The following is a 25805-nucleotide window of genomic DNA, read 5'->3' as shown; positions in this document are numbered from 1 at the left end:
GGTTACCGGTAACATGTTACCGGTAACTTTTAACTTTGTGACGTTTAACACAAAACATCTTGGTATGAAGAGGTGAGCCATGGAACTACTCGCACAAAGCCCTGAACCCACCACCTTACTCTTGATAGCATTGGGCGCTATCGCGTTGTTATTACTCCTAATAATGAAGCTTAAGGTACATGCTTTTGCATCGCTGACGTTGGTCAGCTTGGCCACAGCACTCACCACCGGAATCCCTATCGATAACGTGGTGCCAACCATGATGACGGGTTTTGGCAATACCCTCGCGTCGGTTGCCTTACTCGTCGGGCTGGGTGCCATGATAGGCAAAATTCTCGAAGTCACCGGCGGTGCAAATGTCTTGGCCGATACACTGATCGCTCGGTTTGGCGAAGCCCGTGCCCCGCTAGCACTCGGTATTGCCTCTTTACTGTTTGGCTTTCCTATCTTTTTCGACGCGGGGCTGATTGTGATGATGCCAATCATGTTTAGCGTCGCAAAACGCTTAGGTGGCTCACCGATAAAATACGCCCTACCTGTCGCAGGGGCATTTGCGGTTATGCATACCTTTGTCCCCCCACATCCCGGCCCCGTTGCTGCCTCAGATTTACTTGGCGCAGACATGGGCCTACTCTTGGTGGTCGGGCTCCTGGTTTCGTTTCCTACTTGGTATTTGGGTAGCTACTTGTTTGGCCTGTATGCCGGCAAGAAATTCAACATCCCACTCGCGAAAGCGTTTTTAAACACCGAGGTCATGTTTAAAAGCAAAAAGGATTACCCCGCCTTTTCAACTGTGTTGATGATTTTATTGCTCCCTGTACTGCTTATTTTCCTCGATACGGGTCTGAACGCACTCAGTGTCGCGGGTATGGTTAACGGGGAAAGCACTTGGGTCGGTTTTTTGCGTATGCTGGGTAAAACTCCAGTTGCACTGCTCATCACCCTATTGACCTGTTTGTTGGTCTTTGGCCAAAAACTGGGTAAGAGTAAAATGGAAAAACTGTGTACCGATTCGTTAGCGCCAATTTGTGCGGTGATTTTGGTCACTGGCGCGGGCGGCATGTTTGGTGGCGTCTTGCGCGCGAGCGGTATCGGTCAAGCACTCGCCACCATGCTGTCAGACACGGGCATGCCGATAATATTGGCAGCATTTGTGATTGCTACCTGCTTGCGCGTTGCACAAGGCTCTGCCACCGTTGCTCTCACCACCACAGCAGCACTCATCGCGCCTACGGTGTCGCACACTGTGGGTTTATCTCAATTGGATTTATGTTTTATTGTCATCGCGATTGCAGGTGGAGCCACCGTTTTATCGCATTTCAACGACTCGGGCTTTTGGTTGGTGTCGCGCCTGCTCGAAATGGATGAAAAAACCACACTTAAAACTTGGACTGTGATGGAAACCCTGCTCGGAACCATCGCGTTTGTTATCGTTGCGCTATTAAGCATTTTACTGTAAGGGACCCCCATGACTGAACTGAATCAACGCCTTAAGGCAATTCGCATCGTGCCAGTGATTGCGATTAACAATGCGGATGATGCTGTCCCGCTCGCCAAAACCTTGGTGGATAATGGCCTACCGTGCGCCGAAATCACCTTTCGTACCGACGCGGCTGCCCGTGCTATTCGTCTCATGCGCGATGCGTATCCCGATATGCTCATAGGTGCGGGTACGGTACTCACTACTACCCAAGTCGACGCTGCGATTGACGCAGGCGCCGATTTTATTGTCAGCCCTGGGCTTAACCCCACCACAGTGAAACATTGCCAGCAACGCGGCATTCCTATCATCCCCGGTATCAATAACCCCAGTTTAGTCGAGCAAGCCATGGAAATTGGGCTTGATACGTTGAAGTTTTTCCCCGCGGAAGCGTCGGGCGGCATTGCGATGTTAAAAGCGTTATCTGCCGTCTACCCCGTCAGTTTCATGCCAACCGGCGGCGTGAGTGAGGCGAATGTGAGTGATTATCTCGCGTTGCCCTCGGTGCTCGCATGCGGCGGCACCTGGATGGTGCCCGGCAAGTTGATTGATGAGCAAAGGTGGGATGAGATCGCGGCACTGATTGAGGCGCTGTGATAGCTCTCGCATCCGTTAAGAAAAGATCGGCCCCACTTATTGAAGATAATGGGGCCGCTCGCACGCATACCGCCTGTGCTTGCAACCTCGGCACATAGCCGATACCTTTTCCCGCCTGTTCAAAAACAGACACTGGGTTAAAAATAGGGGAAAGACGGTATGTTGGCACAAGCACTTGAGGACGTTTTTGGGTTTTCATCATTTCGGACAGGACAAGAGTCGGTGATTTCTCAGATAATGCAAGGGGAGTCGGCCTGTGCGATTTTTCCTACCGGTGCGGGTAAGTCATTGTGCTATCAACTGCCCGCCACACAACTGCCCCACTTAACCCTAGTGATTTCACCTTTGCTTGCATTAATGCATGATCAAATCGCATTTATGCGCCGCAAAGGCATTGCCGCCGCTACCATTGATTCCACACAGACTCCCGAGCAAACTAAACAAGTGATGGAGCAGATCCGTCGCGGCGACATCAAAGTCCTGATGATTTCGGTCGAACGGTTAAACAACGAACGCTTTCGCCAATTTATTGCCCCCATCCCGATCTCTTTATTGGTCGTAGATGAAGCACACTGCATCTCTGAGTGGGGCCACAATTTTCGCCCCGATTATCTCAAACTCCCCGCCTACCGAGAGCAGTTGAGTATTCCACAGGTGTTGCTTCTCACCGCAACTGCGACGCCGGCAGTGGTTGAAGACATGCAGCGAAAGTTTGCGATTCCGTCAAATAACACCACGTTAACCGGCTTTTATCGTCCTAACCTACACCTGAATGTGGTCGCCGTGGAAGAGGCGCACAAACAGCAAGCGCTAATTAAGCAGTTGCAGCCCGACCCCCATTTGCCAACTGTCATTTATGTCACCCAGCAGCAGACCGCGGAGAATATCGCCGAGTGGCTACAAACCCAGCATATCCCCGCGACCGCTTATCATGCCGGCATGAATCACGAGACGCGTGTATCAATACAAGAGGCATTTATGTCGGGCCGTGCGCCGTGTATTGTCGCGACCATCGCTTTTGGGATGGGCGTCGATAAGGCGGACATCCGGCGTGTCATCCATTTTGACTTACCTAAATCAATCGAAAATTATAGCCAAGAAATTGGCCGCGCGGGACGAGACGGAGAAAACGCAACGTGCACAGTGCTCGCCAACCAATCTAGCCTGAATGTGCTGGAAAATTTTATCTACGGCGATACACCCGACAAGGCAGCGATTCAGGGCGTACTGGAAGAAATAAAACAAGCGGGTCAACAATGGGAAGTTATGCTGCACAGCCTGTCACGGACGTATAATATTCGCCTTTTACCGCTAAAAACCTTGCTGGTTTATTTAGAAATGGCCGGCGTGATCACCAGCCAATACAGTTACTTTGCCGATGTGAAGTTCCAATGTGTTGCGTCGCCAGACACCATTACGGCTAAATTTCAGGGTGAGCGGCGCGAATTTGTAGCCCAGCTATTTGCATGCGCGGTCAAAGCCAAAACCTGGTACAAGATGGATTTCCAACAACTGTGGCAACGCTTTGGGGCAGAAAGAAAGCGCGCGTTAAAAGCACTGGAATATTTTCATGAACAAGGTTGGCTGTCACTTGCCACTCAACAAGCTACGCAAGTCTTTTCGGTCAGCCCCAATGAGATTGATGTTCAAGCGCAGACCGAACAATTACATAATCTTTTTGCTAAAAAGGAAGAGAGCGAACTAGCCCGCATCAACCAATTACTGGCTTTATTGGCCTCTTCAACCTGTATTAGTCAGCGCCTTGCCGACTACTTTGGAGATCGCGACGCACCAACTACCTGTGGTCACTGCTCGGTATGCCAAGGACATATTGCTCATTTACTTCCCCGTCCAGAGTTACCCGCGATCGATGTACATGCATTATCATCATGGTGTCAGCACTTTGCCGCCGCTTGCGATGAAACGCCAAGCCACGCGGCGACCACGCGCTTTTTACTCGGTCTATCTTCGCCGCTCCATACCAAAATCAAAGCGAAGACAATACCCGGTTTTGGCGCCCTCGCGTCGTACCCCTTTCAAACAGTCAACGCTCATGTCCTCGCTGAGCACGGAGCCAAACACTAACGGATAACAATGTGGTGCGTCGGCAGCTTGGCAACGCCCGGTGCGCCCCCACATGCCTCTAAACTACCGAAATTTTTTGCATCATCGTCAACATACTATCCTCTCAGTATCGGGGAAAAGTGACATTTATCCCCAGCCGCTGAGGTTTTAATCATATACTGATCATAATGACGTGATGCGTTGGGCGGCGTCATTTGAATTCATTACCAGATTCAAGGGTTGTTTATGAGTCATTCTGGGGTGCTATGTATGTTGATTCGTCACATCATTGTGGTTTTGGGCGCCAGCGTACTCCTGTCGATCAGCCTAGCGCTTAATGCAGAGCAGAATCAGCAATCCAAGCCACAAAGCCCTGTATTAAAAGTCGCTAACTCACACGCTTGGCGGCCATTTTCCTATCTTGACGACAATCAACAACCGAAAGGGATCTTGATTGACTTTTGGAAAGAATTTGGCAAACGCAATGGCTATCAAATTGAATTCGTTTTGACCGACTGGCAAGACTCTATTGACGCTGTGCGAAACGGTGAAGCCGATGTTCACGCCGGCTTACTCCAGTCGCCAGAACGGCTAGCGTTTATGGATTTCGGCACTCCATTGTTCAGCATCGATACGCAAGTATTCTTTAGCCAGGCGCTCACGGGCGTATCAGCGGATTATGTGTTAGCGGGTGATACCGACCACACAGTCGGTGTTGTGCAAGGTGGGTACGAAGAAGAGTTTATGAGAACGGAATTTCCAAACGTAACGCTACAGCTTTTCCGCAATAACCAAGCCATGCTTGATGCGGCGTTATCGGAAGAGATCCAAGCCTTCGTCGCCGATCTACAAGTGGCCAATTATTACCTTTACACCACCACTAACCAAAATCTGTTTGTGCCTGTCAGACACCTGTATACAGAAATGTTGTATGCCGGTTTTGCAAAAGGGAATACGGCATTACTCAACCAGATTGATAATAAGTTTGCTTGGCTCGACGAAGATACCAAACGGCAGCTCTTAAACCGCTGGGTGTATTACGATGTCGAGACCGTCTATCCGGCGTATTTATTGCCAACGCTGTTCGTGTTTGGCGTGATCATTGCGATCAGCTATATCATGTTACTGAAAAGAACAGTTAAACAAAAAACCCGCGCATTACAAGCCGCCAACGACTTATTGCAAGACCAAGCCATTACCGACTCACTCACCTTGCTACACAACAGACGTTATTTTTATCAGTGCTTATATGGGCAAATGCGCGACATAAAGGGGGTAACTCTGATGGTGTTTGATATTGATGATTTCAAAGCCTTTAACGATGGCTTTGGCCACGCCCATGGCGACGAAGTCATTTGCTTTGTTGCCCAAACAGCGCGGAGTCTATTGACCAACGACGCCGTGGTGGCGAGGATTGGTGGCGAGGAGTTTGCCGTACTACAGTATTTTTCCTCCGCTGAACGCGCCCTCGCGCAAGGTAAGCTACTGTGCAACGAGATATCAAGACAAAGCCTTGGGTTATTTAACCATCCGTCTATGCCCGTTACCATCAGTTTGGGCGTGGCTTACTACCCAAATGGTATGCCTCACAGTGAAATTGTTGATGCCGATAAAGCTATGTATCAAGCTAAAAAGCAAGGTAAGAACTGCGCCGTTCTCAACGTGTTCGATTGATCTTTAATCGCGACTGCATAACCACTGCGCTAAACGCTGTACATGCTTTGACGAGAGAAAAATAATGGTGAATGCGATCGGCCAAGCGACGATAAAAGCCTCAACCCAACGCCAAACAAACCCATCACTTAACCCAGTATTCACAGCCGTAATTACCGCTGTCATCAGTGTCACCATTAACACTGACATTAAAAAAGGCGCAACAATAGGAAAAAATCGTTTAGGCAGCATAGCGACCTTTACATAAGAAAAAGCTAATATTTAGACTTTAGTGATACAAAAGAAAAATAGCAAGTACTGTTAGTGGTCTCTTAGTATATTATTGAGGGAGGGTTTAAGGGAGGGTTATCAGTCACTCTCCATAAAATTCAGTAGTGACGACTCACCATATGAAGCCGTGATCGCGTTTTTTACTTGCGCTTAGAGGCCTAAAAGCGCCCATTGGACGCTTTTAACAGGTTATAACGGGTTCTTCATTAGCCTATCAAGTTATAAAGCAATGCCGAAATCGCCAACATGCCAGTCACAAAGATAAAGTACGTCCCCGCTTTACCGCGATACTGTGCCAGTGCTTTGACTTTATAGGCCGCAACCGTTGGCATAATAAATAGGATCATCGCAATCACAGGCCCAGATAATGCGCCCATCATATCGAGGATGCTGGGGTTAATCACCGCACACCACCAAATGGCAAAGAACATCACTATCACGCCAAGTTTATCAGCCTTTTTGTAGGTCAATGTGCTGTGTTTGGTCACCAGGCCATTGAGGCTCTCACGCGCGCCCAAGAAGTGGCCCAAAAACGAAGAGGTGATCGCAATGAAAGCAACTAATGGCCCCAAAGTGCCAATAAATGGATTTTGGGTGACATTAGCAAGGTATGAGAGCACTGATACATTTTGCGCTTTCGCTTCCGCCATTTGTGCTGGAGTGAGCGTCAGCACGCACGAGAACACAAACAGCAGCACAAAGGCAACTAACATCACGCCCGCGCGTTTAAGAATTTGCTCTGACTTGCCATGGGCGTCATCACCATAGTGACGGCGTTGAATATTAGCAAAACTCGAAATTGCCGCGGCGTGGCTGAACGAAAAGATCACCACAGGCACCGCTAGCCATAGATTCATGCCCAGTTCTCCCATCCCGGGCATAGCGAGGTTCGGTGCTTGCCATGATGGTATTAGGTAAAAAGACAAAAACGCCAAGATAGCAACCAGCGGATAAACCATCGCCGCAAATGCACGCAGCATCAGGCGCTCGCCCCCCATCATGATCGCAATCATACCTGCGACTAGCACACCAGACAGCATGACACGGTTTGGCGACGCCCACCCGAGTTGATTAACCAAAAAACTATCAACTGTATTAGTCAGCCCAACGCCATATATCAACAAAATGGGGAAAATAGAAAGAAAATACAGCACGGAGATCAAACGGCCTGCATGGCTGCCGAAGTGTTCGGCAACCACATCGGTGAAATCGGCATCTTTGTGGCGAGACGACAACACAAAGCGCGCTAAGCCTCGGTGAGCCATAAACGTCATCGGAAACGCCAGTACGGCCATAATTAGGAGTGGCCAAAAGCCCCCCATCCCAAGATTAATCGGAAGGAACAGGATCCCGGCTCCCACCGCGGTACCGAACAAGCTCAGTGCCCAATGGGTATCATGTTGGGTCCAACGGTGGGATACTCTTTTTGAGGAGATATCTATAGTCTGGTTCACGTCAAACTCTCTTAGTTATAATATTTTGTGCGGTTGCATACTATCGAGTTCGACTTAAAGTATCACATAAATGTAATAGGTATATGTCCTAATTGTTTTGTTAAAAACTTGTCATATAATCTAGTTTAAATTCAAAATGGCAGTTTATATAACTATATAATGGCTAATAAAATGGAATTAAACACCAAATTATTAACCGAAGTTAGATTGATTGAATTGTTTGCAAAATAATGCAACAACCACATTTTCGTTCGCAACATGTTGACAATGTGTAACAGCTCATCTCTCAGTTTTTGATGATAAATTATTCACCTGTTACATTTCGCTCGCGTGAGCAATTAGCGAGGACGATCATACGCTGCAAGTGGCAAGGCGTTTATCCTGTGCTGAGCAGCATGCACGCCAATTCAGCGACAGGCCAGTTTATGCGTGAATCCATTATTATCGACTGCGATCCCGGCCATGACGAGGCTAGTGATGCCTGAACTGTTTGAGTGTGAGTCCGTATGGATGGATGTCGAGACACAAGGCGCGTTGACTACTGGAATGACGGTGGTTGACCGTTATCACGTCACAGGCAATCTCGCAAATACCGAGGTGACCATAGCCGTCGATCGAGCGGGCTTTCTCAACTTGCTATGCGATTGCTTACGCCAATACGACTAGAAAAAGCGCGGCTTTCGCCGCGCTTTAACGTCATCTTGGGTCATAAAACGGTTTCGGTCATAACGCGACCGCCTTAATGACAGCGCATTAGTATCGCGCTGTCACACTGACACCGTTAAAAGCAGTGTAACCATTAAGCATCACGTGATAGCGACCCTTTTGTGTGCTTTGTACCGTACACACTTCACTATTGCCGTAGTTGTATGGACGGCAGTCCCAGCTATTTAAAGTTGGTTTCGCCCCATAGCGTAGATACAAATCTGCATCGCCTGAACCACCGCTAATATTGACCGTTAGACGTTGCCCCGCGTCAACATCAACGTAAAAGAAGCGCTGCGCACCTTGAGCCCCAGCAATACCCGTGACTGGCTGGCCATTTTTGAGCTCGTTTTTTGGCCCTGGCGTCGGGCCACAATCAGGCTCACAGCTGCTATCCGCTTGGCTGTAGAGGAGTTTGTTGACCGAACCACGAGGATCACTGATTTTATTGACGCTAGCACGGTTGCTAATTAAGCTCTCGACTTGTGCTGGCGATAAGCTATTGTTTTCTTGTAAATACAAGGCAGCAACACCGGCAACATGAGGTGTGGCCATTGACGTGCCACTGATGGTGCGATAACCACCGTCATACCAAGCAGATTTGATTTGCGAGCCTGGTGCAAATACATCAAGACAGCTGCCCCAGTTGGAGAAGCTAGAGCGATTATCGCTGCTTGTTGTTGAGCCCACGGTGACGCCACTTGGCTCACGGGCCGGCGAGCTGTTACAGGCGTCGGCATTGGAATTGCCAGCCGCCAGCATAAAGCTCACGCCCGATTGCACCGCACTGGCAACCGCGCGATCCAGTGCTGTAGACACGCCACCACCCAAGCTCATGTTTGCCACCGATGGTCCACTGGCATTAGCAGCCACCCAATCAACCCCGCCAATCACACCGGACGTCGAGCCCGAACCACTACAGCTCAGCACTCTCACCCCAACAATGTCGACATTTTTAGCGACGCCATATTGGCTACCACCGATAGTGCCGGCCACATGGGTGCCGTGACCGTTACAGTCTGACGCGTCATTATCGTTATCAACAAAGTCATAGCCAGAGCGAGCACGACCACCAAACTCTACGTGTGACGTTGTCACACCTGTATCAATGACATACGCCGTCACACCTGTGCCATCAAAATTGGTGCTGTAATTGTTATCCAAAGGCAGGTTGCGTTGGTCAATGCGATCCAACCCCCAAACTGGATTACTCTGGTTGGCGTTTGGGGTGATTACCGGGTCCAAGGAAATCGTCTTATCTTGCTCAATAAAATCAACTTGCTCGTCCATACGCAACGCGCGCAGTTGCTCTGGCGTAAGCTTAGCTACAAAGCCACTCAGCGAGCGATCAAACACTTTCTCAACTTTAACCGCGTGTTGGTTGACCATGCTTGAAACGGTCTGCTGCGTGAAGGTTTGTCGCGCTTGTGGATCGTCGCTGAGCGTCATCGGTTGTTTGAATACCACAATGTATTGGTCTTCAATCCCCTGCTTGTCTGACGCGACAACGAGTGGCGCTAGCGTTTGCTGCTGAGAGATCGCTTGTTTACCCTCTTCCTGTTTTGCGAGCGCTGCAGGCGATGCAGCGACTAATGCTGATGCAATACAGCAGCTAAGAACATGCTTTAACATATTGTATTCCTTACAATGGTTAAACGTATCAAAGATTGATTGCCTACAAATAACAACAAGCACGTTTATAAAGCTATGCATCAACAGCAACTTTTTCCGCAGAGAAAATCGCTTTATTTGTCCAACCTACCAGCATTATTTACTATTACATCAGCAGCATCACTTTTAACTTTTTGTTTACAAAGTGTTTATATAGGCCATCCGTGAGCACTTAACACTTTTTTACTAAAAATGATTGATGAACAGTTCTTTGATAATGCTCACAGCTAAAATGAAAGTGAATTAACACATGCAGTTAGAGCGTGAGATTGATTGGCAAAAAAAGCCAGTGACAGAGCACTGGCCGGTAAGATACTCGGTGTTCAACCCAATTTAACTTGGCTGCTCATGCACCAACACGCCGCCTTCAAGCGCTCCAATTAATACATTCGGAACGTCAGCTTCATCAGAGGTAACAGCAATACGCGTGCCCGGCCCAATCGCTGAGATGGGGGCTGCCATCATCAAAGGACCACGCTCCCCTTCCTCAACAAGCTTCCACGATGGCGCGGCTGCCGCATGATCATTGGCATATAGCCGACACTTGTTTCTGTCAGGTTCAATTAAACAGTCCAGGCCATACTCAATATCGTCATAAAAAAACGACCACTGATAATAGCCCGCATTGACGCTGCAAGGGGTTTTGATAAAACTCAACGCCTCTGCGTTATCTTGGGTTAAGGTAATAAAGCGCTGCGCATCTGGCACCATCGCTAAATACCCCAGTGATTTGCCATTGGCATCGGTGACCGAGAGCTTTACCTCTTGCTCAACCATCGCGCGCTCATGATCGCCAATGTCTGGCAACATGGAATCGGGTTGTACTGAAAACGCCATTGTGTCGCTCCTTTGGTTGCTTTGCACCATTTTTAACAGTTATGTAACAACCAAAGATATAGATCAATTTTTCGGAAAAGTTTAGTGATTTGATCGCACACTATGTTGATGAATCGCTCGATACGATCATTGTGCCCGTTGGCCGAACAACGACGTTGATTGTGGCTTCAAAACGATCGCCGCCACGATCATAGTGTAGAGTGTCGCACCTATCGCAACCATGATTAACATCCCCCAGTCTGCGACACCATTAAGCATCGCAAGTTTGGAGCCCGTTAACGGTGGTGCTGAAAGTGCACAGACAAGGCCGACTACAATACTGAATACAAAAGCGCGCTTGGCGCTGCGCAAAGAAAAGCGACGAAAAATCACTAACGACACTATAGGCACACCCACTAAAAATAATAACCATCCCCAGTAAGGAGCGGCTGAGTACAGTAGTACGGTAAAAATTGCGTCAAGAGTCATGTCCGCCTCCATTAAATTTTTCCATCCAACATCGCTTGATAGGCTGGTAACAACATTTGTTCTTTCATTACCCAAGCCATCCACGTTTCTTCTGTTGGACTAATAAACGGGAAAGAAGGGAGTAATTTGCCACCGTAACCGAACTCAGCCAGAATCGCTTTGCCAAACCCAGTGATCAATGGGCAAGAGGTATATCCATTGAACTCAGCCTCTAAAGGCTTGTCGTTCAGATAACTTAAGAGGTTTGCCTCAACGATGGGAACTTGTTTTTTTACACTTGCAGCCGTTTTCGATAGCGGAATCCCAGTCACATCACCGATACCAAATACATTGGGGAAAGTGGGATGTTGTAGCGTATATTGGTCCGCTGCCATCCATTCAGCCTTATGAGGACCTTGGTTCCAAACCAGATCACTATGCTTGATCACATCGGGCGCACTCATTGGAGGCACGACGTGGATATAATCATACTCTTCGACCCGTGTTTTCCCCGTTGCTGTGAGTGAGAAGTGTGCTTTTTTATTGGTCGGGTCGATGCCAATCAACGTTTTCTGATCAGCAATGTCTACCCCTTGGTCACCAAAGCGTTCCATGACAAAGTCGTTATAAACGGGAATCGAAAATAATCGGTCTTTAAACGGCGTGGCGAAGTTCACATCATATGCTTGACGATGGCCAGTCTGCTCAAGACGTGCAAGCGAGGTAAAGGTCATTTTAAGTGGTGCGCCCGCGCACTTGATTGGTGTTTCAGCAAGAGTAAATATGGCTTTGCCTTCGCCTTTATTCATAAACTGTTTGAACGCCGTATCCGTTGCTAATGCACCCTCTGGCCCCGGATAAACGCTACCAATACCATGCTGACCAATAAGGCGTTCCTCCATTCCCTCAATGAGGGTGTAATTAAGTTGGGTGCCCATGGCAACGACCAGTACGTCATAGCTAAGCTTGGTGCCATCCTCGAGTACAACTTGTTGTTGTGCAGGTAAAAACGCATTGGCATTTTGTTGGTGCCATTTTATACCAGCAGGTAACCATTGTTCTGTTGTTGATAGGACTTGGGATACTTTCCATAACCCAGATGCCACCAAAGTTTGTCCAGGCTGATACAGGTGACGCTGACGTGAACCCACTAATGCTATCTGATCAGCGGAAAGGTGTTGCACAAGGCGATTAGCTAACGCAATACCGGCAGCACCATTACCCACAATAACCACCTTAGCGCGCGTCTGAGCACGTGAGGGTAAGCTTGCCGGCATCAAGCCTATCGCGCTCGCACCTGCCAGTAGTTTTAAAAAACGGCGTCGCTCTTGGTTCGAATTTTGATATGGCATGACCACCCCACTAATTAAGATAATGCTTAATTAGTAGTAGTGAATTAAAATGGGCGCAACGTTACCGGATAGCTTTTGTGGTTTTATTCACAATTCAATCAAGAGTAACTATCGCATCAGCCACCAGCGCATTAAGCGTTTGTACCAGCGGTTGTACGGAGGTTTGACTAAAAAGCTGGTGTCCCATTGATCACGGGTGAGGACGGTTTTGCTGTGGCTAAAGGTATAAAAACCCTCGACTCCGTGGTAATGCCCCATGCCAGAGTCACCAATGCCACCGAAAGGCGCATCTTCGGCAGCGACATGAAACAAGGTTTCATTAATCCCCATGCCGCCTGCGTGAAGCTGTGTGGTAACCTGCGTGCGTATCTCAGCGTCATTGCTCATCAAATACAACGCGAGCGGCCGTGGTCGCGCTTGAATATAACTCAGCGCCTCAGAGAGATCTTGATAGGTGACAATAGGTAGGAGCGGGCCAAAAATTTCTTCTTGCATCACCCGCATGTCATCGGTGACCTGGGTTAGCAGCTGGGTCGGCCAGCGCTGATTTTCGGCGGTTGGCACGGTTTGCTGGTCGAGTGCACACCAGCGGCGCGCACCTTTATCGAGCGAATCTTTGAGTGTTTCTTCAAGCCGCGTCGCTTGCGTTTGGTTAATGATCTGGCTGTAATCTGGGTTGGCTTCAAAGTCAGGATACATAGCACGAAACGCGCGTTGATAGGCGTGGATAAAGGCTTCTTGCCGATGTTCAGGACAAAGCACATAATCGGGCGCGACACATATCTGCCCAGCGTTTAAACACTTGCCGTAAATGAGCCGCGACACGGCCACATCCATATCAATTTGATCATCAATGATCACCGGCGATTTGCCTCCCAATTCGAGGGTCACCGGTGTTAAATTATCGGCCGCCGCCAGCATGACTTGGCGTCCGACTTGGGTTGAGCCAGTAAAAAAGAGGTGGTCGAACTCTAACTCGCTAAAACGGCGCGACACTTCGACTTCGCCCTCTACCACGGCGACTTCGTTTGGGCTAAATACCTCAGCGATTAACGCGCGTAATACCCGATTGGTGTTGGGGGTGAACTCCGAAAGCTTAAGCATCACCCGATTGCCCGCGGCCAACGCGCAAATCAAGGGACTCAGGGCCAGCATAATCGGGAAGTTCCAAGGGACGATAATCCCAACCACCCCTTTTGGCTGAAAGTGCACGACCAATTTGGTGCCTAGCAGGGTAATGCCTGGACGCCGTTTTTGCGGCTGCATCCATCGCTTTAATCGACGACGGGTGTAATCAATCTGGTGCAGCAAGGGCAAGATGTCGGCAATTTCAGTATCAACGGGCGCACGATAGCCGTAATCATCACTCAAGGCTTGTTGTAACGCAGACGATTTTTGCTTGATGGCCTGACGCAAGCGCAGCAGCGCGTCACGGCGATAGCTGTACTCTAAAAAAGGACACCGAGACACCTGCTCTTTTTGTGCGTCGAATGTCTCACGCATCTCTTTAACCGTTTCCAACCACTGTGAGCCTGGCTCCGTCATCCTTGCCTCCTCTGTCGATACAAGATCGCGACACACCACTTCTTCATTGATGACATAGTCTCACCAACAACGCAACTGGGCATGCTTCACGTCGTTGTGCGGGTATAGCGACCAAGGCTTACGCTGCCCGTCTGAGTCTTGACATGTTAAAGCCTTGTATATTCATCCCTGTTATTCATCACGTTTTTAGCGCCATAGCCCACAGAAAGCAGCTTGGTTGTTGAGCAAATATTGTCGCTTTATTGATCTCAGGCTTATACTGAAACAAACTCAGTTTAACGCCAGCTTTATTCGCTGATATCGAAAGGAAATGTGGTAGGCATGAACGACGAGCCAACAAAGAACGAAATACTGACGGAAAGTGGTACGAATGAGCTAGAGATCATTGAGTTTCACTTAATCAAGCAACTTCCTGACGGCAGTACCAAAACCTGCTATTACGGTATTAACGTTGCCAAGGTTCGCGAAGTTATCCAAGTGCCGGAAACCACTGACTATCCAAACGCCCAGGCACACATGATTGGGGTGTTTTCGTCACGCGACAAGCTAACGCCTCTGATTGATCTGGCGGGCTGGTTAGGCGTCCCGACGCGGCCAGAGAAAGACAATAAATTTGTGATTGTCACCGATTTTAACAACATGACTAATGGCTTTTTGATTGACAGCATTAGTCGTATCCATCGTATTTCCTGGGAAGCCGTTGAGTCACCGAGCCAATTCCTAGAGGCAGGCGAGCAAGATTGTGTGGTCGCAGTCGTCCGCAAAGACAAAAACCTGATCATGATCTTAGACTTCGAAAAAATCATCGCTGATATCAATCCTGAATTGAGCATGGAAAAATACGATGTCACTCAGGATAGAAACGTCAACATTTCCGAATCCAGCGCAAAAAAACGCGAGGCAAAAACTATCCTAGTGGTGGACGATTCCGCTTTCATCCGTAGCTTAATTGAAAACACGCTACGCTCAGCCGGCTTTAATATTATATCGGCCAAAGATGGTGGCGAGGCCTTTGACAAACTCACCGAATTTGAACGCATTTCCAAAGAAGAAGGTGTGTCGATTAATGAGTTTGTCGATGCAATTGTGTCAGATGTCGAGATGCCACGCATGGACGGCATGCACTTGGTCAAACGCCTCAGAGAGATGGATACCTATAAAACCATGCCTATTATCATGTTCTCGTCGATCATGAGCGAGGATAACCGTGCTAAGGCCCTCCAATTGGGTGCCAATGATACCATCACCAAACCCGAGATCGGTCGCATGGTAAGCCTGGCGGATACCTATGTATTCGGCACACCGCTCGACGATTGATCAACGATAAAAACGAGCAAGGTGAATACAACAAAGGCTGCACATTGGCAGCCTTTGTGGGTTTTAGCGTGACGCCAAGGTGGGTCGTCAAGCCATTAACTGTCGGTTCATTAGCTATCGGCTACCTGTGAACGATGGCTTTCACGGTAGCGGTGACTGGCGAAATACGTTTTCGCCGCTTGGTTTACCTTAGGCGCCAGCAACAGCGCTGAGACCATGGTGGGAACCGCCATCAGTCCATACGCACCAATGAGGAATAAGAACACCACATCCAGCGATAATACCGCCCCCAGTACCACGAGCGATAAGTATAGGTACTTATAATACTGACCCGCTTGCTCGCCAAATAAATACACAAAGCATTTATAGCCGTAATACCAGAATGTAAATACCGTGGTGAAAGATAACACTAACACTTGTGCCGCCAATAACCATGCACCAGGAGCGCCAAAAGCAGCTTTGAAAGCGGCCATGGTCAGGCTGACGCCTTGCATGCCCTCGGCTTGATCAAGCACACCGGTCACCAAGATCACCAGCGCGGTGCAACTACAAACAATCAAGGTATCAATGATGGGACCCAGGCTCGCGACTAAGCCCTCACGAACGGGCTCATTGGTTTTTGCCGCACTGTGCGCCATGACTTCGGTGCCAATCCCAGCCTCATTAGAGAAAGCACCACGACTCACCCCCACAATAATCACACTGATCAGGCCACCGAACATGGCATCCGGTGAAAAAGCGCTGGCGAAAATCGACTGAAAGACGCCAGGCACGCGCTCGGCATTGAGCGCCAAGGCGGCGATCGCCATCACCATATAGCTGCCCGCCATCAAGGGCACTAGCGCACCGGCAACATCAGCCACACGCTTCAAACCACCCCAAATCACCATACCGACGAAGACCGCCAGTACAATACCCAGCGCCCAAGAGAACGCGCTGCTTTCTAGCCAAGCGACCCCAGGAAAGAGCTGAGTTTGTACCACTGCGCCGAGTTGGTTAATTTGGAAAGACGGCACAAACCCCATTAGACCAGCAATGGCAAACATCACCGCTAGCCATTTAAATTTTGGCCCTAGACCATGCCGTACCGTGTACATCGGTCCGCCATGAACATTGCCATTTGCATCTTTGTGACGATACATGACCCCCAGTGTGCAGGTATAAAACTTGGTCGACACCCCCAATAATGCGGTGAGCCACATCCAAAACACCGCACCCGGTCCACCGGCACTTAGCGCCAGAGCCACACCGGCAATATTACCGAGACCCAAAGTGCCGGAGAGCGCGGCAGCAAGTGCTTTGCGATGAGATAAATCACCATGGCCACTACCATCGTCCACCTTACCGGTTAACAGCTTGATGCTGTGTGCCATATAACGAAACGGGGTGAACTTACCATAAAGGGTAAAGAAGACCCCACCGCCAACCAGTAAGATCAACATCGGCTTACCCCAAATAAAGCCGACAAAGGCATTAATCCATTCTTCAATCATGTTTTGCATCCTTTCTTGATGCTTGGCTAATTACTTTGCTTGCTAGACCACTGCCTAGCCGGTACACGCCAACTAACAAAATAATTAGACCATAAAGCAATAAACCATTCTGGCGTGACTAAAAACCCATTCAAATTAAGTCCAAATGAGGTTTCAGGCGATAAAAACACCGTTTATACGTGATGCTGATCTCACAAAAACCAGACAATAATGAATAACTATCAATGCAATTTGATTTGAACACGAAGTAGCGTGTTTGACGTGCTCTACTATCAGCGAGCGTGACATTTAACCTTACTTTTATCCGGTGTTTTGCGTCAGTGGCATTCGCTATACTCCGCGCTCACGTATACACACCACCCATGCACTGGATTTACGCTCCAGCCAGCAAGAGGAAACAAGATGTCTAAATATGTCATTTGTGCCTTATATAAATTTGTCACACTCGACGACTATCAGTCTTTGCAAGCACCACTGCTTGAAGTCATGGAAGCCAACCAAATCGGCGGCACACTCCTTCTCGCCCAAGAAGGCATAAATGGCACGGTAGCTGCGACAAGAGAAAACATGGATGCGCTATTTGCGTGGTTTAGAAAAGACCCACGCCTAGCGGATATTGACTATAAAGAGTCGTTCGAAGACAGCCAGCCATTTAGTCGCACCAAGGTAAAACTCAAAAAAGAAATTGTGACCATGGGGGTTGAAGGCATTGATCCGCGCCAAAGCGTGGGCACCTATGTCAAGCCAACAGAATGGAACCAATTAATCAGCGATCCAGACGTTTTAGTGATCGATACACGTAATGATTACGAAATCGAGATTGGTACCTTTGAGCGGGCTGTTAACCCACATACAGATAGCTTCCGTGAATTCCCTGACTATGTCGAACAGCAGCTTGATCCGACGAAGCATAAAAAAGTGGCTATGTTTTGTACTGGTGGGATCCGCTGTGAAAAATCGACCGCTTTTTTGAAAGAGAAAGGTTTCGATGAGGTGTATCACCTAGAAGGCGGGATCCTGAAGTACCTCGAAGAAGTGCCTGAGAGTGAAAGCTTGTGGAACGGTGAGTGTTATGTCTTCGACAGCCGTGTAGCTGTTAATCACGATTTGGAGCGAGGGTCTTACGCAATGTGTAATGCCTGTCGCCTACCCATCACGCAAGCGGACATGGAAAGCGAACACTATGAGCAAGGCGTCTCTTGCCCTAAATGCATCGACAAACACACCGACGCCCAAAAGGCAGCGTTTCGAGAGCGAGAGTACCAAGTCCGTCTTGCACGAGAACGGGGTGAACAGCACGTCGGCGGTGAGGCGAGAAAAATCATTGAACACCGTCGCGCCATGAAAAAATTCCGGCGCCAACGTCAAAATCAAGATAAATAATAATACAAAACGGCACGCCAGACGTGCCGTTTTTTATGATATTGGGCAGGGCTAACGTATAGTAAAAACTGGATTGTTTTACCGCTGGCGTCTGTGCTGAATAAAAAGGAGTGAATAAGCGTGTTGATGGGTCCCTTTTATAGCTTGGTCGCCGCGTGTTTATTCACCGCCAGCTGGTGGATGCCCAACCTCCTTCTTAGCTTGCTTTTCGCATGGTGCGCGGCAGCGTTTTTCGCCGTTAGCATCGCTTATTGGCGCAATCAGCCTCGCCTTTTTCGCAAGCGCCAATCCGGACAGTTGCCTCGCATCAGCCAGTGGATGTTTGCGCCATTTTTCGCCTTTACCCACCTGTATAACCGTTGGGCGAGAAAACGTGATATCACACCGCCCGTCCAGCAAGTCGCGCCTGGGCTCTATGTTGGTGCCCGTCTGACCGACAAAGACATACCCGATCTACAAGCGCAAGGTATTGACGGGATATTAGATGTTACCGCTGAGTTCGAAAGCATCGATCGCTTCACCCAATCACAGGCTGTTTCCTATCTCTCAGTACCCGTTCTGGATCACGCCTATCCCTCGCGTAGCCAACTGATGCGCGCGTTACAATGGCTGCATCAACAGCGACAAGCCGAACACAAGGTGGTGGTACATTGTGCACTCGGACGCGGGCGATCCGTGATGGTGGTGGCCGCCTATCTTTGGGCGCTTTCCCCTCAAAAAACGCTTGATGAGATGCTGGATGCCATCAAAACGATACGCCCTAAAGCACACTTAAACCGACGCCAGCGCCTCGCTTTAGTGCGTTTCCAGCAAAGCGGTGCGTTGAGGTTGGCGCGTCCCATTGCCTGGATCATTGCTAATCCTGCCGCAGGGGGAAAGAAATGGCGTAAGCACCGCGACTATATTCAGTCCTATTTAGGTGATGGGTATCGGTTAGTGGTCCATCAGACACGCCATAATCGTCGCAGTTATCAACTCGCTTGCCGCGCGGTTTCACAACAGGCTGATGTGGTGATCGCCGCCGGTGGAGATGGCACAGTGAACGCCGTTGCGCGAGCACTGATCAACACCTCAACCCCTTTAGGCGTATTGCCGCTTGGTACCGCAAACGCCTTGTGCCATGCACTGTGGGGAATAAAAACCAAGTTTTTAAATATTGATGCCGCTTGCGATGTGATTTTGGATGGCACGCCCAAAACCATCGATACTGCACGCTGTAACGGCAAAGTGGCGTTGTTAGTCGTGGGCGTTGGCTTTGAGCAACAAATGATTCGCCACGCCGCTCGAGAGCAAAAAAATCAACTAGGCCAGTGGGCGTATTTGCAGGGTTTATTGGGGGCCGCCAGTCAAAATCAAGCCATCGATCTCACCGTTCAATTCGACCAGCACCCGCCTCAGCTGATCCGCACCACCAGTATGGTGGTCGCCAATGCCGCGCCAATGACAACCTTATTAGCACAAGGGCAAGGCCAACCCAATTATGCCGACGGCAAACTCGACGTCACATGGCTCACTGCGAGTTCCACCAAAACAGATACCGCACTGTCCCTGATAGAACTAGCACTGGCAAGCCTGTTTGAAACACGGCTAGGGCGCTTTACACACCATCAACAGGTCACGCGCGTCTCGATAAGGGCCGCATCGGGCATTGACTATGTCATTGACGGCGAGCTATATCGCGACCGAAAGTTGACGATTGACGCGCAGCCTCAATCACTGGCGATTCTCTCACCTTCTCTCCCCGACGCTCATCAGACCGACTAACCGGCACTCACATCCCTCAAAGATGCCTACGATTCAGCCAAACAAAAATTCTAGCGAATACGATAGGATTGAGACAATTCGCTCCAAAATCTTCGCCGCTCTCTCATCGGAGCGGCTTTTTTTTGTCTCTATGTTAAGGTAATAACCCTATTTTACTAAAAGGAGGGATTATGCAGGCTCGTGCGCTTTTGGTGGCGATATTGAGTGTTTTTGGTGCCATGTGCGCCATTCAATTTGGCGCCTCCTTTGCCAAACAGCTTTTCCCTCTGGTGGGACCTATTGGGACCACTGCCCTACGTGTCGGTTTTTCCGCCCTCATTTTGTGGCTGGTCTTTCGCCCTTGGCGTCAGTGGCCACGCGCGCGACATTGGCGAGCGATTACGGTATATGGTGGGTGCCTGGGTGGCATGATGATGCTGCTTTATTTGTCTATCGAGACCATTCCGTTGGGGATTGCCGTCGCACTTGAGTTTACCGGCCCTTTACTGGTGGCCTTAATCTCGATTCGTCGCGCCAGAGACAGTCTTTGGATCGTGCTCGCCGTTGGCGGTGTTATTACCCTTCTCCCCGATTTGTCGGGTGTGGATGCGCTCGACCCGCGAGGAGTGGCTTACGCGCTAGCAGCGGGCGGCTGTTGGGCTGGCTATATTCTATTTGGGCAAAAGGCAGGGAATTTGGCGCCAGGCGGCGGGACGGTTGCTCTGGGAATGAGCGTTGCGGCCCTCTATCTCGTGCCCGCGGGCTATATTGCGACTGACGGTGCGATTTTTCAATGGCAGTTGATACCCTTGGGAATCGCCGTCGCACTCATCTCAAGTGCGATTCCCTATTCTCTGGAAATGATAGCGTTACGCAACATGCCCAAACAAACCTTTAGTGTGATGATGAGTTTAGAGCCTGCTGTTGCCGCCATGGCAGGGCTGCTCGTGCTCGATGAACAACTGGCCCTGCGTCAATGGCTCGCCATTGGCATGGTGATCAGCGCATCACTAGGCAGCACGTTATCGGCCAAAAGGCGTTAAAAGACAGTCGATCGAAAAGAGCGCCGACCATCGGCGCTCTTGTTTGTCATCCCATTGTGTTAGCGACACGGGCTCACTTTACCGAGTGTTAGCTCGCTTCACTCAATGGCAGTGCATGTACCTTGACGCGCTGTTGCTCGATGTACTGGCTAATCGCATCAGCCTGTTCTTCAGTCAAATAGAGACCAAGCTTAGTACGTCGCCATAACGCATCTTCCGCATGTTGAACAAACTCATGCTGTACCAAATAGTTGATTTCTACTTGATAGACACCCTCGGCAAATGGGTGGCCCATATCCGCCTCGCTCTGGCAACCTTTCAACAGCAGATGCGTGCGAGTGCCATAAGTATCGACAAATCGCTGCGCCGTCTCGGCACTCAACCATGGATAGCGCTGCTTAATCGACAGGGCTAATTCTTCACGTGTACAGCTAAAGTCTCCGCCGGGCAGTGTGCCGTCAGCTGTCCAAGGCTGACCCATTTTGTCAAAGAATGGCTCGAGTTTACGCATCGCGGACTCCGCCAGCTTACGATAAGTCGTGAGCTTACCGCCAAAGATGGAAACCAACGGCGCTTGATTGCCTTGTTGTTCCAACTCTATGGTGTAGTCGCGTGTCATCGCCTGTGGCGAGTCCGATTCATCATCACACAATGGTCGCACGCCACTGTAACTCCAAACCACATCCTGCGGCTGAATTTGGTGAGTAAAGTGCTGATTGACGACATCAACTAAGTAATCAATCTCAGCTTCATCAATTTTTGCTTCGCGGGGATCGGCTTTATGCTCCACGTCCGTGGTACCAATCAATGAAAACTTGTCGAGATACGGGATCACGAAGACGATACGGCCATCGTTATTCTGCAAAATATACGCTTGTGGATCTTGATGAATGCGTGGCACAACAATGTGAGAGCCTTTGATCATTTTGATCCCGCGCGGCGATTTTTCGTGGAGGCTGTCATCGTAGAATTGCTTCACCCAAGGACCGGTCGCATTCACCAACGCCTTGGCCTTGCGCTCAAAACGCTCGCCTGTCTGCGCATCCTCTAGTGTCACCCGCCATATGGTGTTTTCACGCTCTGCCGCCACCACTTGACAGTAATTACGGACTTCCCCGCCTTTCTCGCGCGTGTACTGGGCGTTTAACAGGGTTAAACGCGCATCATCAACCCATGCATCCGAGTACTCAAACCCGACTTTCATGTCTTTGTTCATGTAGCCGGTTTTGCGTAAATCAACCTTGTGGCTGCTCGGTAACGTTGAGCGCTTGCCTAGGTGATCATATAAAAAGAGCCCACAACGGATCATCCAGGCTGGGCGCAGATACGAGCGATGAGGTAAGCGGAAACGCATCGGAAAGGCAATATGGGGGGCCTTGTTGATCAATACCTCGCGTTCGGCCAGTGCTTCCGAGACCAAACGAAACTCATAATGCTCGAGATAGCGCAACCCACCATGAATAAGCTTCGAGCTCGCGGATGACGTTGCTGATGCGAAATCTTTGGCATCGTACAGACCCACATTGAGTCCACGACCCGCCGCATCGGCAGCGATACCGGCACCGTTAATCCCGCCCCCAACCACGAGGATGTCGAGAAGTACGTCTTGATGAGAATTATGCGTAGTCATTTTTAGCCGACCTTGTTCAAATATGAGCGAACGAACATTTACTGATGGGTATAACTGTATATCAACTTTCGTTTTCGGTCACTATCTATGTTCGAAAAATTATTATTGAGTGTGACAAGTGTAGAATAAGTGTTAATAAAAAAGCCTTCATGTGAACTAAAAAGCCGTCTAGCGAGTAGCGTGACACGGTGATAGGCAGAGAAAAGGCGCAGTAAGAGAGAGGGATACGATCCATAGACCGGTGAAAGAGTAATATGAAAAAAAGGCGCGAAAACGCGCCTTTCATTAAGAAAGAATGATACCAGGCTTACACATCTTCTTCTTCATTATGCAGCTCGGCCCACGCTTGCGCACATTTTACGGCACGCTTCCAACCACGATAGCGACGATTACGTTTTTCTTCGTCTCGATGTGGTTCAAAGCTTCGGTTCAGTTTGGCTTTATCTTTTAGCTCATCTAGGCCATCCCAGAAACCGACAGCCATACCCGCAAGGTATGCCGCGCCTAACGCGGTGACTTCTGTCACTTCCGGACGATGAACGTCGGTGTCGAGCACATCGGCTTGGAACTGCATCAAGAAGTTATTGGCAACCGCGCCGCCATCAACACGCAAGGCTTCAAGTTTGATACCTGAATCCGCCTGCATGGCATCCAATACATCACGTGTTTGATAGGCAATGCCTTCTAGGGTTGCGCGAATGATATGGTTAGAGTTCACACCACGGGTCAGCCCCACAATGGTACCGCGAGCGTAGGCATCCCAGTAGGGAGCCCCCAAACCGGTGAACGCTGGGACAACATACACGCCATTCGATGTATCAACTTTGGTGGCAAAGTATTCGGAGTCATGCGCATCTTCGAGTACCTTAAGCTCGTCACGTAACCATTGAATCGAGGCCCCACCCATAAAGACCGCGCCCTCGAGCGCATAGGACGGTTCACCCTGCGGGCCACAACCAATAGTCGTCAACAAGCCATGGCTCGATGTGACCTTTTCTTGCCCCGTGTTCATTAGCAAAAAGCAGCCGGTTCCATAGGTGTTTTTCGCTTGGCCTGCTTCCACACACATTTGTCCGAATAGAGCGGCCTGTTGGTCACCCGCGATCCCCGCGATAGGAATACGCGTACCGCCTTTACCACCGATGTTCGTTTGTCCATAGACTTCGGAAGAGCGACGCACTTCAGGGAGCATTGAAGCAGGGATCCCAAGCTCATCGAGCATTTTTTGATCCCAACACATATCATTGATATTGAACAGCATGGTGCGCGAGGCGTTAGTATAATCGGTCACATGCACACGCCCTTGGGTCATCTTCCATACCAGCCAGGTATCAACGGTACCGAATAACAGCTTGCCCGCTTCTGCGTCTTCGCGCGCTCCTTCTACGTTGTCCAAAATCCATTTGACCTTGGTACCAGAGAAGTAAGGGTCAAGGACTAACCCAGTATTATCACGCACGTAAGATGCTAACCCACGCTCACGCAAGTCATGACAAATGTCGGCAGTACGGCGACATTGCCACACAATGGCATTGTAAACCGGCTTACCGGTTTCTTTGTTCCACACAATCGTGGTTTCACGTTGGTTGGTAATCCCGAGCCCAGCAATCTCATCGCTACGAATGCCGGTTTTGCCCAGCACTTCCACCAGCGTTGAGCTTTGGGTGGCATAAATTTCCATGGGATCGTGCTCAACCCAACCCGCTTGCGGATAAATTTGCGTAAACTCGCGCTGAGACACACCGACGATATTAGCATCGTGATCCATCACTACTGCACGGGAGCTGGTGGTGCCTTGGTCGAGAGCAACAATATACTTGTTCGCTGACATAATAGGGTTTCCTTCTATCTCTCTTATTTTAGTCTGTATCGCGACATTTCGCGTCATGTGTCATTTTGGACGAGGCTCAATGTCGCGCATTGCTTGATTTCATGTTGCGTACAGTGCTGAGTTATGCGTTGACTTCTCGCGTTTCCGTCTCAGCCAGCTCATCATCGTCACACTGGTTGGGAATCGTACAACCATGGCCTGCCTGTGGCAGATACGGGGCAATCGCTTTCGGATACAACCAACCGCCAAAGCAGGCACCCAAAATAGGGGCGACGATAGGGACAATGAAGTATGGAATGTCACGCGCACCCGTCAGGGCGTAGTCCCATCCAGCGAAGTAGGCGAACAGTTTCGGACCAAAGTCACGCGCTGGGTTCATCGCAAACCCAGTCAATGGACCCAAAGAGCCACCAATGACGGCAATAAGAATACCAATTAGCAGTGGATTCATTGGGCCACGAGCCGCACCATTGTTTTCATCACCCAGTGCGAGAATCCCGAACATCAATACTGCCGTGATCACAAACTCAACCGCCATAGCCCCCATGAAAGACAAGGCTTGATGCGGATAGGTTGAGAAGATACCTGCGGTTGCTAAGGCTTCAGGACTGCTCCGCACAACATTATTGGCCATTTCCCACTCGACAAAAAGGTTACTATAAAGGCTATACACGAGTGCAGCCGAGGCAAACGCGCCGAGCATTTGCGAGATGATATAAGGAACAACTTTACTTTTCTCAAAGCCATGGAAAGCCGCAAGCGCAATGGTAACAGCTGGATTAATATGCGCGCCGGACACCCCTGCGGTGCAGTAAATGGCGATGGCGACACCAAAGCCCCATACAATACTGATTTCCCACTGACCAAAGTCAGCACCGGTGAGCACTAAAGCGGCCACGCAGCCCACACCAAAGAAAATGAGTAAGCCCGTGCCGATAAACTCGGACACGCACTCTCCTAATAGAGTCGACGATGCTTTTTTCATATGATTATCCTTGTCACTGTTAGTAGGGTTACACGTTCAAAACCACACTGTCATTTTGCATAATCACAGCATCTCGAAAACAAACTCACAACAAAAATGAGCGTTCGAGCATAATTTTGTGTCGCAATACTGACATTTTTGTTAACCACATCATCATTTGAGCAAGTTCGCGCACAAAGTGAGCAAGGAGAGTTTAAGCAGCTTGGAAGGCAGGCAGCGCGTCGTTCGCCCCGTCTGTTATGGTATGAGTCAACTTGAGAGGGTGTTTCTTATTTGTTAACTCA

At 49.5% G+C, this 25805-nt stretch carries 20 protein-coding genes; 9 read left to right on the top strand and 11 right to left on the bottom strand.

Translation table 11 applies throughout. The annotated features are described in order from the left end of the window. The first annotated feature begins 79 nt into the window (after window positions 1-79). From BGL48_RS01415 to BGL48_RS01400, 4 genes are all read left to right on the top strand, one after another. Window positions 80-1459: a GntP family permease gene (locus BGL48_RS01415; protein WP_069360979.1), complete on the top strand. Its 1380-nt coding sequence runs from the start codon at window positions 80-82 to the stop codon at window positions 1457-1459. 9 nt (window positions 1460-1468) lie between these two features. Then, window positions 1469-2077 (top strand): bifunctional 4-hydroxy-2-oxoglutarate aldolase/2-dehydro-3-deoxy-phosphogluconate aldolase, encoded by a 609-nt coding sequence (locus tag BGL48_RS01410; RefSeq protein ID WP_069360978.1) that lies wholly within the window; start codon window positions 1469-1471, stop codon window positions 2075-2077. 159 nt (window positions 2078-2236) lie between these two features. Continuing rightward, window positions 2237-4162: a RecQ family ATP-dependent DNA helicase gene (locus tag BGL48_RS01405; RefSeq protein ID WP_069360977.1), complete on the top strand. Its 1926-nt coding sequence runs from the start codon at window positions 2237-2239 to the stop codon at window positions 4160-4162. A gap of 249 nt (window positions 4163-4411) precedes the next feature. Beyond that, entirely contained in the window at window positions 4412-5815 is a 1404-nt protein-coding gene (locus BGL48_RS01400) for a transporter substrate-binding domain-containing diguanylate cyclase (RefSeq protein ID WP_069360976.1), read from the top strand. Between the two features lie 3 nt (window positions 5816-5818). Here BGL48_RS01400 and BGL48_RS01395 read toward each other — a convergent pair whose 3' ends face one another. Both BGL48_RS01395 and BGL48_RS01390 read right to left on the bottom strand, forming a co-directional pair. Beyond that, on the bottom strand, window positions 5819-6004 hold the full coding sequence (locus BGL48_RS01395; protein ID WP_227486448.1) for a DUF2798 domain-containing protein: 186 nt from the start codon (window positions 6002-6004) through the stop codon (window positions 5819-5821). A gap of 287 nt (window positions 6005-6291) precedes the next feature. Next, the gene (locus tag BGL48_RS01390) at window positions 6292-7539 is read right to left on the bottom strand and encodes an aromatic amino acid transport family protein (RefSeq protein WP_069360974.1); all 1248 of its coding nucleotides are present in this window, start codon (window positions 7537-7539) and stop codon (window positions 6292-6294) included. Between the two features lie 462 nt (window positions 7540-8001). On the opposite strand from BGL48_RS01390, the gene BGL48_RS01385 reads away from it, so the two are divergent. Next, window positions 8002-8205, top strand: a complete 204-nt coding sequence (locus BGL48_RS01385) for a nucleoside hydrolase (RefSeq protein ID WP_369801929.1) — start codon at window positions 8002-8004, stop codon at window positions 8203-8205. Between the two features lie 87 nt (window positions 8206-8292). Here BGL48_RS01385 and BGL48_RS01380 read toward each other — a convergent pair whose 3' ends face one another. From BGL48_RS01380 to BGL48_RS01360, 5 genes are all read right to left on the bottom strand, one after another. After that, window positions 8293-9876: a S8 family peptidase gene (locus tag BGL48_RS01380; protein ID WP_069360972.1), complete on the bottom strand. Its 1584-nt coding sequence runs from the start codon at window positions 9874-9876 to the stop codon at window positions 8293-8295. Between the two features lie 372 nt (window positions 9877-10248). After that, a complete protein-coding gene (locus BGL48_RS01375) occupies window positions 10249-10752 on the bottom strand; it encodes a hypothetical protein (protein WP_069360971.1) in 504 nt (167 codons plus the stop codon). A gap of 126 nt (window positions 10753-10878) precedes the next feature. Then, window positions 10879-11220: a hypothetical protein gene (locus BGL48_RS01370; RefSeq protein WP_131825412.1), complete on the bottom strand. Its 342-nt coding sequence runs from the start codon at window positions 11218-11220 to the stop codon at window positions 10879-10881. A gap of 11 nt (window positions 11221-11231) precedes the next feature. After that, window positions 11232-12551, bottom strand: coding sequence for an NAD(P)/FAD-dependent oxidoreductase (locus BGL48_RS01365; protein ID WP_069360969.1), 1320 nt, complete (start codon window positions 12549-12551; stop codon window positions 11232-11234). A gap of 108 nt (window positions 12552-12659) precedes the next feature. Then, entirely contained in the window at window positions 12660-14096 is a 1437-nt protein-coding gene (locus BGL48_RS01360; RefSeq protein ID WP_069360968.1) for a coniferyl aldehyde dehydrogenase, read from the bottom strand. Between the two features lie 321 nt (window positions 14097-14417). On the opposite strand from BGL48_RS01360, the gene BGL48_RS01355 reads away from it, so the two are divergent. After that, window positions 14418-15413, top strand: coding sequence for a chemotaxis protein CheV (locus BGL48_RS01355; protein ID WP_069360967.1), 996 nt, complete (start codon window positions 14418-14420; stop codon window positions 15411-15413). Between the two features lie 110 nt (window positions 15414-15523). Here BGL48_RS01355 and BGL48_RS01350 read toward each other — a convergent pair whose 3' ends face one another. Further along, the gene (locus tag BGL48_RS01350) at window positions 15524-16906 is read right to left on the bottom strand and encodes an alanine/glycine:cation symporter family protein (RefSeq protein WP_201258644.1); all 1383 of its coding nucleotides are present in this window, start codon (window positions 16904-16906) and stop codon (window positions 15524-15526) included. Between the two features lie 402 nt (window positions 16907-17308). On the opposite strand from BGL48_RS01350, the gene BGL48_RS01345 reads away from it, so the two are divergent. The 3 genes from BGL48_RS01345 (at window position 17309) to BGL48_RS01335 (ending at window position 21075) form a co-directional block, all read left to right on the top strand. Continuing rightward, window positions 17309-18289: a rhodanese-related sulfurtransferase gene (locus tag BGL48_RS01345; RefSeq protein WP_069360965.1), complete on the top strand. Its 981-nt coding sequence runs from the start codon at window positions 17309-17311 to the stop codon at window positions 18287-18289. A 126-nt stretch (window positions 18290-18415) separates the two neighbouring features. Beyond that, window positions 18416-20053 (top strand): diacylglycerol kinase family protein, encoded by a 1638-nt coding sequence (locus BGL48_RS01340; protein ID WP_069360964.1) that lies wholly within the window; start codon window positions 18416-18418, stop codon window positions 20051-20053. A gap of 170 nt (window positions 20054-20223) precedes the next feature. Continuing rightward, window positions 20224-21075, top strand: a complete 852-nt coding sequence (locus tag BGL48_RS01335) for an EamA family transporter (RefSeq protein ID WP_069360963.1) — start codon at window positions 20224-20226, stop codon at window positions 21073-21075. A gap of 88 nt (window positions 21076-21163) precedes the next feature. Here the strand turns inward: BGL48_RS01335 and glpD are convergent, their stop codons facing one another. The 3 genes from glpD to BGL48_RS01320 all read right to left on the bottom strand — a co-directional run bounded on the left by glpD (window position 21164) and on the right by BGL48_RS01320 (window position 25521). Then, complete coding sequence (glpD, locus tag BGL48_RS01330; protein WP_069360962.1) at window positions 21164-22705, bottom strand: glycerol-3-phosphate dehydrogenase; 1542 nt, start codon at window positions 22703-22705, stop codon at window positions 21164-21166. Between the two features lie 307 nt (window positions 22706-23012). Continuing rightward, a complete protein-coding gene (gene glpK / locus BGL48_RS01325; protein WP_069360961.1) occupies window positions 23013-24536 on the bottom strand; it encodes a glycerol kinase GlpK in 1524 nt (507 codons plus the stop codon). 121 nt (window positions 24537-24657) lie between these two features. After that, window positions 24658-25521 carry an MIP/aquaporin family protein gene (locus BGL48_RS01320; RefSeq protein ID WP_069360960.1) on the bottom strand — a complete coding sequence of 288 codons (864 nt, stop codon included), beginning with the start codon at window positions 25519-25521 and terminating at the stop codon, window positions 24658-24660. Window positions 25522-25805: the final 284 nt, after the last annotated feature.

The organism is Salinivibrio sp. SS3 (assembly GCF_001722105.1).
Classification (GTDB): Bacteria; Pseudomonadota; Gammaproteobacteria; order Enterobacterales; family Vibrionaceae; genus Salinivibrio; species Salinivibrio kushneri.
Note: the sequence above shows the minus strand (reverse complement) of the source record. Positions and strands in the feature narration are given on the sequence as shown.

Excerpts from the sequence above, each read along its gene's own strand:
- BGL48_RS01415 (WP_069360979.1), top strand. The coding sequence starts at position 80 with ATGGAACTACTCGCACAAAGCCCTGAACCCACCACCTTACTCTTGATA.
- BGL48_RS01410 (WP_069360978.1), top strand. The coding sequence starts at position 1,469 with ATGACTGAACTGAATCAACGCCTTAAGGCAATTCGCATCGTGCCAGTG.
- BGL48_RS01405 (WP_069360977.1), top strand. The coding sequence starts at position 2,237 with ATGTTGGCACAAGCACTTGAGGACGTTTTTGGGTTTTCATCATTTCGG.
- BGL48_RS01400 (WP_069360976.1), top strand. The coding sequence starts at position 4,412 with ATGTTGATTCGTCACATCATTGTGGTTTTGGGCGCCAGCGTACTCCTG.
- BGL48_RS01395 (WP_227486448.1), bottom strand. The coding sequence starts at position 6,004 with ATGTCAGTGTTAATGGTGACACTGATGACAGCGGTAATTACGGCTGTG.
- BGL48_RS01385 (WP_369801929.1), top strand. The coding sequence starts at position 8,002 with ATGACGAGGCTAGTGATGCCTGAACTGTTTGAGTGTGAGTCCGTATGG.
- BGL48_RS01380 (WP_069360972.1), bottom strand. The coding sequence starts at position 9,876 with ATGTTAAAGCATGTTCTTAGCTGCTGTATTGCATCAGCATTAGTCGCT.
- BGL48_RS01375 (WP_069360971.1), bottom strand. The coding sequence starts at position 10,752 with ATGGCGTTTTCAGTACAACCCGATTCCATGTTGCCAGACATTGGCGAT.
- BGL48_RS01370 (WP_131825412.1), bottom strand. The coding sequence starts at position 11,220 with ATGACTCTTGACGCAATTTTTACCGTACTACTGTACTCAGCCGCTCCT.
- BGL48_RS01365 (WP_069360969.1), bottom strand. The coding sequence starts at position 12,551 with ATGCCATATCAAAATTCGAACCAAGAGCGACGCCGTTTTTTAAAACTA.
- BGL48_RS01360 (WP_069360968.1), bottom strand. The coding sequence starts at position 14,096 with ATGACGGAGCCAGGCTCACAGTGGTTGGAAACGGTTAAAGAGATGCGT.
- BGL48_RS01355 (WP_069360967.1), top strand. The coding sequence starts at position 14,418 with ATGAACGACGAGCCAACAAAGAACGAAATACTGACGGAAAGTGGTACG.
- BGL48_RS01350 (WP_201258644.1), bottom strand. The coding sequence starts at position 16,906 with ATGATTGAAGAATGGATTAATGCCTTTGTCGGCTTTATTTGGGGTAAG.
- BGL48_RS01345 (WP_069360965.1), top strand. The coding sequence starts at position 17,309 with ATGTCTAAATATGTCATTTGTGCCTTATATAAATTTGTCACACTCGAC.
- BGL48_RS01340 (WP_069360964.1), top strand. The coding sequence starts at position 18,416 with ATGGGTCCCTTTTATAGCTTGGTCGCCGCGTGTTTATTCACCGCCAGC.
- BGL48_RS01335 (WP_069360963.1), top strand. The coding sequence starts at position 20,224 with ATGCAGGCTCGTGCGCTTTTGGTGGCGATATTGAGTGTTTTTGGTGCC.
- glpD (WP_069360962.1), bottom strand. The coding sequence starts at position 22,705 with ATGACTACGCATAATTCTCATCAAGACGTACTTCTCGACATCCTCGTG.
- glpK (WP_069360961.1), bottom strand. The coding sequence starts at position 24,536 with ATGTCAGCGAACAAGTATATTGTTGCTCTCGACCAAGGCACCACCAGC.
- BGL48_RS01320 (WP_069360960.1), bottom strand. The coding sequence starts at position 25,521 with ATGAAAAAAGCATCGTCGACTCTATTAGGAGAGTGCGTGTCCGAGTTT.